At 36.0% G+C, this 11637-nt stretch carries 7 protein-coding genes; 3 read left to right on the top strand and 4 right to left on the bottom strand.

From position 1 onward, the window contains the following. The first annotated feature begins 313 nt into the window (after positions 1-313). Positions 314-4483, top strand: coding sequence for a DEAD/DEAH box helicase (locus J5V48_RS07690; RefSeq protein WP_219937993.1), 4170 nt, complete (start codon positions 314-316; stop codon positions 4481-4483). 147 nt (positions 4484-4630) lie between these two features. Here J5V48_RS07690 and groL read toward each other — a convergent pair whose 3' ends face one another. Both groL and J5V48_RS07680 read right to left on the bottom strand, forming a co-directional pair. Next, on the bottom strand, positions 4631-6271 hold the full coding sequence (groL, locus tag J5V48_RS07685) for a chaperonin GroEL (RefSeq protein ID WP_219937992.1): 1641 nt from the start codon (positions 6269-6271) through the stop codon (positions 4631-4633). Between the two features lie 21 nt (positions 6272-6292). Further along, positions 6293-6583 (bottom strand): co-chaperone GroES, encoded by a 291-nt coding sequence (locus J5V48_RS07680; RefSeq protein ID WP_219937991.1) that lies wholly within the window; start codon positions 6581-6583, stop codon positions 6293-6295. Between the two features lie 315 nt (positions 6584-6898). Between J5V48_RS07680 and J5V48_RS07675 the strand changes: the two genes are divergently transcribed. After that, positions 6899-8179 (top strand): O-acetylhomoserine aminocarboxypropyltransferase/cysteine synthase family protein, encoded by a 1281-nt coding sequence (locus tag J5V48_RS07675; RefSeq protein ID WP_219937990.1) that lies wholly within the window; start codon positions 6899-6901, stop codon positions 8177-8179. Between the two features lie 68 nt (positions 8180-8247). Here J5V48_RS07675 and J5V48_RS07670 read toward each other — a convergent pair whose 3' ends face one another. Next, positions 8248-9156, bottom strand: a complete 909-nt coding sequence (locus J5V48_RS07670; RefSeq protein WP_219937989.1) for a DMT family transporter — start codon at positions 9154-9156, stop codon at positions 8248-8250. Positions 9157-9162: 6 nt separating this feature from the next. Further along, positions 9163-9588, bottom strand: a complete 426-nt coding sequence (locus tag J5V48_RS07665; protein ID WP_219937988.1) for an FxsA family protein — start codon at positions 9586-9588, stop codon at positions 9163-9165. A gap of 266 nt (positions 9589-9854) precedes the next feature. Here J5V48_RS07665 and J5V48_RS07660 point away from each other — a divergent pair, with 266 nt between their 5' ends. After that, positions 9855-11498, top strand: a complete 1644-nt coding sequence (locus J5V48_RS07660) for a methyl-accepting chemotaxis protein (protein WP_219937987.1) — start codon at positions 9855-9857, stop codon at positions 11496-11498. Positions 11499-11637: the final 139 nt, after the last annotated feature.

The raw sequence follows: 11637 nt of genomic DNA, 5'->3' as shown, positions 1-11637 counted from the left end.
CCTACAGATTGGCTGTCAGGTAGTAATTTTATAAATACCCTTGATTTTCAAATAGTTACTAAGATCTTGGGTATGTTTTTAAACAGCAAATTTGGTGCTAGACCTCATTTTTAAGCAATTCATTAGTTAATGATCGAACTGCAAAAATAGAGAAAAATAAGATCTTTTACATTCTTATTAATAAAGAAGAAAACTAAACAAGAATTAGACTTTATCAACTTTTGACAACAGCACAAAAAAAATTGTTCATAAAATGATAAATTCGCTATTTAAGGTATAATACGCATGGTCAATTAAAATCGGAAATTACATCATGGCAACAAGAAAATCTTCATCAAAACAGTATACTGAAACCAAAAAAGAATTCGTATCAATACTCAATGTTATAGCTTTTTTCCCTAAAATCGCAAAAAGAACTTTCAGTTTGCATTTATACGAGCCAATTTTTCGCATTGCAAATAATTCTGAAAAATTTTCTATTGATATTGAAAAGTATCTAAAAAAGAATGATAACGAAAAATTCCCTAGTATTCCAAAAGAATATGATGATTTCTTTTACTATGAAGATGACTTTGATGATTTCTTTTCTTTCAGTTATTACAATAACTCAACATTAACATGTTATGAAGAATATATTAATGAATATAGAAAATTAGCAGTGTCAAATCCAGAAACTGCTGAATGCTATGCAAATATTATTGATTACATTGAAGAGCATGATCCTGAATATTCTGATTTGCAAGATGGAAAAGCTCTTCTCAAGCTTTACCTTAACATTCCTCTTTATGAAGAAGAAATTGATTATGTAATTGACAAGATCCTCCGAAATGGAAAAATAGATTTGGCTAAATCTATAAGAGAGATTTGCAATGACAAGGACTTTTCAAAAAATTTTTCAGATGAAACAAAAATAGCTCTTACAAAAATTCAGGATGCATTATTTTTGGATGAAGAATATGATCCTTTAATACCAGGAACTTCTGTTGGTAGTGAAAATCCATCATTGTTTTCTTCCATGGCAAACTACTGCAGATTTGGTCTTTCTGGTATTAATGAAGATCAAATTTTCGTACATGCTTTTGATAAGTTCTTAAAAGGTAATTTTGAAGAAGCAAAAAAACTGCTTATTGCCTACCAGAAAGAATACAAGAAGAAGACTGGAAAAATAAACAAAGAGTCAAAAGTCATCGCTTTAATTAATTTCTGCAGAATGATGACCAACTCTGAGATATCAAATATGAACAAGCAGATTGAATCTCAACTAAATAAAGATAGTGATACAAAATTCTTATTAACTCTTTATATGGGAGCAATCAAATTTCTAAATGATCTGAGATCTGGCCAGAAAACATCATTTTCCGATAAAGTCTATAACTGTCACATATATACATATTTTAGAGCGAATCTTTCTTGCAGAATAATTATTCTTTGTGCACTTGCTTGTGACAAAGATTATGAAATAACAGATGATATTAAAGATCAAATCATTTCTGCCTATAAACAGACTATGATTAGTTATCCATTCATCTGTAAAGCTTTTTACAATACTATAAAATCTCTAACAGGCACAGACTTTGCTCCAGAGCTGAACAATTCAGAGTATTTTGATTTTTCTACAATAATAAACAACGATAACATTTGGAAAAATCAGATAAATTCAATCAAGGATATCTTAAAACTCAAAGATAAAAAGGATAGTACAAAGAAAAAAGTAACAGCTACTAAAAAGGCTACAAAAAAGCTAGCCTGGATCTTTAGAGAGATCAATGAAGATTCTTTGCAACTACCAACACCTGGCGTCATTACTCTAGATGAAAATGATAATATTAAGAGCGAATCTTACTTTGATGTCAAATATTTCTATTCTGCTAGAGGTGAAAAGGCTGACTATCTGACAGATCAGGATAAAACTATTGCTGCAAGCCATGATATGCTGAGCAGATATAATTCAACAAGTTACAGTTTCTCTTGCAACAAAACTCTTCTATCTCTTATAGGTCATCCATATATTTACCTAAAGAAATTTGCTTCTGAAGAATATATACATTTATCTGCAGAGAAAAAGAAAGTTTCTCTTGAGGTAAAAGAAGACGGTGATTTCTTTACTATAAACATTAGTTCAGGACAATATGGAGATTCAGAAAAGAAATTTACTATAGATGAAAAGAACAAAAAACTATATATATATTCTATAGAAAAGGTTCATCAGGATCTTATCAATTTACTGAAGGATTCTAATACAAAAATTCCAAAGAGTGCTCTAGATGAAATAGTCTCTTTTGGAACAAGTACCGACATAGAGATGCATTATGAGGTAAATTCTGCATCAAAAAATGCTCAAGTAAAGCCAACTATTCTTTTAAAAGAAGATGGTAAATACTACGAAGTAAGGATCAGAGCAAAGGCTTCAGATGAGGAAAATTGTCCTTATAAACTTCCAGGAGAAGGTGAAGAATCAATTCTTGTTTATCAGAAAGAATCAGGATTACCTGTACTTTTCAAAAGAGATCTGAGTGAAGAAAAAAAGAATGCAATTGAAATCGTTGATAGCATTCCTGCTCTTGATAATATGTACAAGGATTCTGACTTCTCCTACTCAACTGATGATATGTCTGATTTTCTTGCATTCTTAGAACAGTGCAATGGTATAAAAGACAAGTGCACTCTTGAATGGGCTGAAGGCAGAAAATTCTATGTTCAAGGATCTATTTCGCCATCTAGTTTCAAACTTAAAGGTGACCTTGGTGAAAATGCATATCTTTCAATCTCAGGAGATGTTCAGCTCTCTGATGAAAGATATATTTCATTAAAATCATTATTAAAATCACTAGATACTTCCAGTGGTAATTACATTAAAATTGATGAGCAGACATATGTATCGATAACATCAGATCTGAAAAAGAGACTTGAAAAACTAAATACCGTTACAACCTTCGATAAGCAAGGTAATCTGATATCTCATCCACTTGCACAAAATACAGTTGAAACCTTGCTTGATGATATGAACTGCTCATTTACAAAGAAGGTTTCTTCAATTGTCGAAAAGAGAAACAAGGCCCTTGAAAAAGACTTTAAAGTACCAAAGACACTAAATGCTCAGCTCAGATCTTATCAAATTGAAGGATTTAAATGGCTGTGCAGAATGGAAGAGTGGGGTGTTGGTGCCTGCCTTGCTGACGATATGGGTCTTGGAAAGACAGTTCAGACTATAAGTGCAATGCTCGCTTTTGCATCAAAAGGACCAATTATGATTGCAGCTCCAACCTCAGTATGTCCAAACTGGGAAAATGAGCTCAACAAATTTGCTCCAACACTAAAAACTCACAGACTGAAACTGTCTGAAGACAGAGAATCAACAATTACATCAATGAAATCAGGAGATGTTCTTATCGTAAGTTATGGTCTTCTCTCAAATGAAGCTCCTACTCTGTCTCAGATACAATGGCAGCTTGCCGTTTATGATGAAGCACAGGCTTTAAAAAATTCAGCAACACAAAGAGCTAAAACAGCATCAATTATTAATGCACATATGTCATTAGCTCTTACAGGTACCCCAATTGAAAATAATCTTGATGATTTGTGGAGTATTTTCAATATCATAAATCCAGGTTTGTTAGGCTCTAAGAGCGATTTCCACAAAAAGTTTGCAAATGCAGCAGATGACAAAATTGCAAACAGAATGCTCAAGCTATTAATCAGTCCATTTATCTTAAGAAGACTCAAGGGTGATGTTTTAGAAGATCTTCCTCCAAGAACTGAGCAGGTTATTACTGTTGAAGCTTCTCAAAGAGAAAAAGAACTGTATGAAACACTGCGTTTATCAACTCTTGAAGATCTTGAAAAAAACAAACTTGAAATCAATAAAACAGGTCAAAGAAGACTTCAGATCCTCTCAGCTCTTACAAAGTTAAGACAGTTCTGTTGCGATCCTTCTTTACTTGGAAAAGAACTCAAGTTTAAATCAAGCTCAAAGACAGATGCTTTTAAAGATCTTCTAGATGAAGCATTAAGCGGAGGTCATCGTCTGCTTGTGTTCAGTCAGTTTGTCGGATATCTGACTATTATCAGAAATCTTCTTGAGAAAGAGGGGATTTCATATCAGTATCTTGATGGATCTACTCCTGAAAAAGCTAGAGCTAAAGCAATTGATGAGTTCCAGACTGGCATTGGAGACGTTTTTTTAATCAGTCTTAAAGCTGGTGGTCAGGGACTTAATCTGACTGGTGCTGATTATGTTGTTCATCTTGATCCTTGGTGGAATCCTGCCGTTGAAGATCAGGCTACAGACAGAGCATATAGAATCGGTCAGACAAGACCTGTTAACGTATTCAGACTTGTTATTAAAGATTCATTAGAAGAAAAAATTCTTGAACTTCATGCTAAGAAAAGAGAAGTTGCAGCTGACTTCCTTGAAGGAACAGCAAATGTAGCTTCTGAAGCTATGAAGCTCACTGAACAGGAACTTCTAGATCTTCTAGGCTAACAATTCCTTTCTTTTCCTACAAATCTTCACTCAAATAATTGAGAGAAGATTTTTTTTGGTTAAAAACGACGAACCCCCGAGCCTTTTTACGGGTCTTGGGGGTTCTTCCTAGCGTATATTAATTATAGTACATTTTTTCAAAAATGATTACATCATGCCTGGCATACCGCCCATGCCGCCCATTGCAGGAGCTGCAGGAGCATCATCCTTACGAGGAGCGTCAGCAACCATACACTCGGTTGTTAACATTAAACCAGCGATTGAAGCTGCATACTGTAATGCTGAACGGGTTACCTTGGTAGGATCAAGAATACCCATCTCGATCATATCGCCGTACTGCTCTGTACCTGCATTATAACCGTAGTTGTCTGAGCCGTTACGTACTTCGTTAGCAACAACTGAAGCTTCCTGACCTGCGTTGGTTACGATCTGACGTAAAGGAGCTTCCATTGCTGTTAATGCAACCTTGATACCTACGTCCTGATCCTGGTTGTCACCCTTCAGACCTGCAATCTTCTTAGCTACACGAACTAATGCAACACCGCCGCCTGGAACAACACCTTCCTCAACAGCAGCACGAGTAGCATGCATAGCATCCTCAACACGATCCTTCTTCTCTTTCATAGCAACTTCAGTTGCAGCGCCAACCTTGATAACAGCAACGCCACCTGCTAACTTAGCAACACGCTCCTGTAACTTCTCACGGTCGTACTCAGAAGTTGAATCTTCGATCTGCTTGCGGATCTGAGCTACACGATCCTTGATAGCCTCTGAATCACCTTCGCCATCGATGATGGTGGTGTTATCCTTAGTGATTACAACACGCTTTGCAACGCCTAAATCATCTAAGGTTGCCTTCTCTAATTCCATACCTAATTCTGATGAAATTACAGTACCGGCAGTTAGGATAGCGATATCCTGTAACATAGCCTTACGACGGTCACCGAAACCAGGAGCCTTAACAGCAGCAACCTTAACGATACCACGCATGTTGTTAACTACTAATGTAGCTAAAGCTTCTGACTCAACGTCCTCTGCGATGATAAGTAATGACTTAGAAGCCTTTGCAACACCCTCAAGGATTGGTAATAAATCGCGGATGTTTGAAATCTTCTTGTCGCATAATAAGATGTATGGGTTGTCTAACTCAACAGTACCTGTCTCTGTCTTGTTTACGAAGTATGGTGATAAGTAACCACGGTCAAACTGCATACCCTCAACAAGATCAAGCTTATCCTCTAAGCCCTGGCCATCTTCAATGGTGATAACACCATCACGACCAACCTTCTCCATTGCATCAGCAATCAGGTTACCAACAGTAGCATCAGAGTTTGCAGAAATTGTACCAACCTGAGCGATAGCCTTCTTGTCTTCACACTTGATTGATAACTTCTTTAACTCTTCAGTAGCAGCTGCAACTGCCTTGTCGATACCGCGCTTAACATCCATTGGATTCATACCAGCAGCGATTGACTTTAAGCCCTCAGTTACAATAGCCTGTGCTAATACTGTAGCTGTTGTGGTACCGTCACCTGCAGCATCATTAGCCTTTGAGGCTACTTCCTTAACCATCTGAGCGCCCATATTCTGGAACTTGCCTTCAAGTTCAATTTCCTTAGCAACAGATACACCGTCCTTAGTGATTAGAGGAGCACCATAGCTCTTGTCTAATACTACGTTACGGCCTTTAGGACCTAAGGTTACCTTAACAGCGTTTGCTAAGATGTTTACGCCCTCTAACATCTGTGAACGAGCGTCATTACCAAAAATAACTTGCTTTGCTGACATTTGAATTACCTTCTAAAAATATTATTCTTCTACTACAGCTAAAATATCTGACTCAGCCAGGATTAAAACCTCTTCGCCGTCGATCTTCTCTTTCTTGCAGCCATAGCCTTCGTTATAAATAACGGTATCACCAACCTTTACACTTAAAGCTGCAGTATTGCCATTTTCTAATAAACGGCCTTTACCGGTTGCTACAACCTTACCGCGGGTTGACTTAACTGTTGCGCTACCTAAAAGAATGCCACCTGTTGACTTCTGCTCTTCTTCAAATGGCTTAACAATAACGCGATCATACAAAGGAACTAATTTCATTTGTTTTTCTCCACGGATAATTCCGTTCTAATCAAAAAAAGTATTATGCTCTACCAGGCACAATACAAAATAAATTCTGTACAAAAAAGAAAATGGGGGCACAAAGAAATAATTCAAGAGTAAAAAAACAAAAAAATTAAAAAAAATTTTTGATGCGTTTTCCGACTAATCTTTATATAGAAAATTGTTATATCCAAGCATCAAAAGATAGTATTATTAAAATATTGCTATCCTTTTTTTTCTAGTAATACTATTAAATACATAGGTTTTATCAGAAATAAATCCAAATAATAATTAAATAGAAGGATAGGAAAAATGAGTTACAAATTTGAGACATTACAGTTACATGTTGGTCAGGAACAGGCAGATCCAGCTACAGATTCAAGAGCAGTTCCAATTTATCAGACAACATCTTATGTTTTCCACAATTCTCAGCATGCAGCTGATCGCTTTGGTCTTAAGGATTCAGGTAATATCTACGGCAGACTTACTAATTCTACACAGGATGTTCTTGAAAAAAGAATTGCTGCATTAGAAGGTGGTGTAGCCTCTCTTGCTGTTGCCTCAGGAGCTGCAGCTATCAGCTACACTCTGCAGGCACTTGCTGCAAATGGTGGTCATATCGTTGCACAAAAGACAATCTACGGTGGTTCATATAATCTTTTAGAGCACACACTTCCTCTGTTCGGTATCACTACATCCTTTATTGATGCACATAATCTTTCTGATATTGAAAATGCAATAAAGGAAAATACAAGAGCAATCTATATTGAAACCTTAGGTAATCCAAATTCTGATATTCCAAATATTGATGAAATTGCAAAAATCGCCCATAAACACAATCTACCACTAGTTGTAGATAACACATTCGGTACTCCATTCTTAATAAGACCAATTGAACATGGAGCAGACATTGTTGTTCATTCAGCCACAAAATTCATAGGCGGTCATGGCACAACTCTTGGCGGTATCATTGTTGATTCTGGCAAATTCGACTGGAAGAAAAATGCAGATAAATATCCACAGATTGCAAAAGAAAATCCAAGCTACCATGGAATCTCATTTACAGATGCAGTAGGTCCTGTTGCATTCGCTATATACTTAAGAGCAATTCTTCTGCGTGATACAGGTGCTACAATTTCTCCATTCAATGCATTCTTACTGCTTCAAGGCGTTGAAACTCTGTCATTAAGACTTGAAAGACATGCACAGAACACAAAGAAGGTTGTTAATTTTCTATCCAAGCATCCTAAGGTACTTAAGGTTAACCATCCACAGTTACCTGATCATCCTGATCATGAGCTGTTTACAAAGTATTTTCCAAATGGTGGTGCATCTATCTTCACATTCAATATCAAAGGCTCAAGAGAAGATGCATTCAAATTCATTGATCATCTTAAGATCTTCTCACTACTTGCAAATGTTGCGGATGTTAAATCACTTGTTATCCATCCAGCGTCAACAACTCATTCTCAGTTATCAACTGAGGAACTAAACAATGCAGGTATCTTTGAGAACACAATAAGACTGTCCATCGGTACAGAAAATGTAGATGACATCATTGAAGATCTGCAGAGCGCATTTGACGCAATCTAATATGGATATAGCAACAGCAATTTAATTGCTGTAGCTTTATCAATAAGGAATTACCAAGTGAGCAGTAATTATTTACTGTTCACTTTATTTGTAAGCTTGGCTCTTACAGAAACAATCATTCCTAATATTACAAACATAGCGCCTATAATCTCTTCTTTTATGAGAGTTTCTCCTAATACTACAAAACCAAGAGCAGCACCAAACAAAGGAATCAGGTATACGAAAATTCCGCCTTTGCTAGCTCCAACTTTGCTTATTGCAAAATTCCATGAGGCAAAAGCCACAATTCCTGCAAACAAAGAAAGCACAAGGAAAGAAACAATGTCTATAAACTCAATCTTATAAACAATCAGTAAATTGCCAAAGCAACCAAAAACAAAACACAAAAAAGCACCTACAAGAGCTGTATAGGCTGTAACAGACAGTGCGTTTATATTAGGAGAGAGTCTGTAACTTATTACAACATATACTGACCAAAGAATCTCACAGATAACCACTAAGAGCTCGCCATAGTTGAATTCAAACTGAGTTATTACTTTAAGTGAGCCTTTGCTGACAATAATCACTGCACCAATAAGAGAAATCAGTATACCAAGCCATCCATACTTTGAGAGTCTCTCACCGATAAACAAAAATGCACAGACTGAAGTAACAGCTGGACCGATACTTTCAATTAAGGCAGCATTTGAAGCTGTCGTATATTTAAGACCTTCAAAAAGAAGCGTATTGTGAAGAAAAATTCCAAGCACACCCATTAATATAAGAAGCTTAAAATCATGCAAAGAAACCTTAATGCTTTTTACTCCACCTTTAAAAAATAAAAAGGCAAACAGAATAAGGCTTACAAGAGTAAATCTTGCGCCTGTAATAAGCATAGGTGACAGACTGTCTTTGAGAATTCTGCCACAAAGAGGTGTCGCACCCCAGAAAAAGCATGCCAGAACAAGATAAAAATATGCTTTTGACTTTGAGGCCATATTTAACTACCTGTCGTTTTTATCCTCATGAACTGCAGTGCCGTCAATGGTTCTGCCTTTTGAATAATGATATTTACTCTCAGAGAAAATATCATCCATGTTTGCATGATTAGCCTTCATATCTCTCTTGAACAGAAGAGCATATAAAGCAAGAGTCAAGGCAATAATATCAGTTATAAAACCTGGAAAAGCAAAAAGTAATCCTGCAAAAACAAGTAGAGAGTTTTTGCTTTTTGAAAAGGATAATGGATTTAAAGCAAGATTACCTATAAGAGATCTAAAACTATTTTTTACAAGCCATATTCCTAAAACCACATCTGCTATAAGCAAAAAGATAGCATTTAAAGCTCCGATTGCAGCACCTACCTTGATAATGGAAAACAATTCAAGCATTAAAATTACAAATACTATCCAAAACAGATTTCTATTCACTGAGCACCTCTTTTTCTTTATTACATCTATATAAATGTAGACACCAATCAAGCAAATCAAGGATTGTTCAAATTATTTTGTAATAATATGGATAATTATTGCTAGATGAGTCGCAAACTTACATTTTCGCTGTGACTGCCTGCAAAGTTTTATATATTTTTCTAAATTACTTGATGTTTTTGACGTATAAATAAAAGGTATGCAATTTCTTTTCTGCAAACTAGAAAATAAGGCAGAGCTGCATATTCTAATAATTCGAGGTTTTTATGGACTTTTTTAGAAAGCTTAGCATCAAAGCAAAATTAGTATTAAGTTTCGCAATTTTAAACTTTACTATCGTTGTAGTATCGGTATTCTCAGTTGTCTCAAATTATGGAAATATTAACACTTCCTACAATGTAGAAAGAATTCTAAATAAATCCTACAACAGAGTAATCAATACACAGCAGGCACTTGAAAGGGCAGATAATGCAATTTTAGAATATCTGCAGCAAAATGCTGACCATAACAGAAATGAAGCCTTTATTGCAGATGCTGAAAGCATGATCTCAGAGATTTCAAGAATCGCTGCTATCATGAACGAAAATGTTATCGGTGATCTTCCATCCCCAGAAGCATACAAAAAGCATATTCTTGAGGTAAAGCAGGCATCAGCAAAACTAACAGCAACTTTCAGAAATAACGTTGTACCTCTAGTAAAATCAAATAAGATTGATAACGCATTATCCGTTTACCTTGAATCAGTTAGACCACAGGTTGTACTTTGCATTGATCTATTCAAAGCGATGATTAATGAACAGGTGGCATTAAGTACAAAGCTAACACAGGACAACACATCAAAAACACCAATGGTTATTGCAATCATTCTTGCTATTTTTGGCTTTATAGTTGCTCTTTATCTTTCAAGCATTCTTTCAAGTTATATTACAAAGAATTTTGAAAAACTCTCTTCTTTTATCCATAACATCGCTAATGGAAACTTTGATTTCAAGATTGAGCATACATTAAAGGATGAGTTCGGTAAACTGTTCAATACTACTGTTGAGTTAAGACGCAAGCTTGGTGGCTCTCTTGAGGATGTCGTAAAATCATATACTGAGTTTGATGCAAAATTAAATGACATCAACGACAAGATTCAGAACGTTGCAGTTGCAATTGCAGATGCTGAAAGCAGATCTGTTACAGTTTCTGCTGCATCAGATGAGATGGTATCAACCACAGCTGATATTGCAAAGAACTGTGAAAGTGCATCTGAAAATGCTGCTCTTACACAGAATATTACAAGTCAGGGTGTAAATGAGATTGACAATGTAATTGATTCTATCCGCGCTCAGGCTGAAAAGACAAAACACGATGCAAAACTTATCGGAGCTCTGGTAGATCAGTCAAATAAGATCGGCTCTATCGTACAGACAATTGAAGATATCGCTTCACAGACAAATCTACTTGCTCTAAACGCTGCTATTGAAGCAGCTCGTGCAGGTGAGGCTGGTAAGGGATTCGCCGTTGTTGCTGATGAAGTTCGTGCACTTGCATCAAGATCTTCAGCATCAACACAGGAAATTACCAAGATGGTTTCCCAGATCCAAACTGATGCTAACAGTGCAAATGAATCTATGACAGACTCTCTGCAGTTAATGAATGCTCTTGCAGAGAAAGCAGCCGGTGTTACCACAATTCTTAATGACATCATCAGCAATGTTGACAGTGTAAATGCACAGATAGGTCATATTGCAACTGCTGCTCAGCAGCAGACAACTGCAACATCTGAGATTTCTAACAACATGCAGGGTGTAAGCAACCTGACTCAGCAGAGTTCTAATCTTTCACAAGAAAGCAGCAGTGAAATTGATACACTGCGTATAACTGCTGAAGAACTTTTAAGAAAGCTGTCAACTTTCAGATTCTAACAAATACAGAATTAACCTCGTTTTCAGGCCATACATTTGTATGGCTTTTTTTTACCTACTCGTCAATTTTTTTTAGTTTATCGATTAGCTTTTTGCCTATTGTGTTATATTCAAAAATAAATATTTTGCGAAATGGATA

The sequence above is a fragment of the Succinivibrio faecicola genome (assembly GCF_019448115.1).
GTDB classification, from domain to species: Bacteria; Pseudomonadota; Gammaproteobacteria; order Enterobacterales; family Succinivibrionaceae; genus Succinivibrio; species Succinivibrio faecicola.
This window is presented reverse-complemented; position numbering and strand designations above follow the sequence as displayed.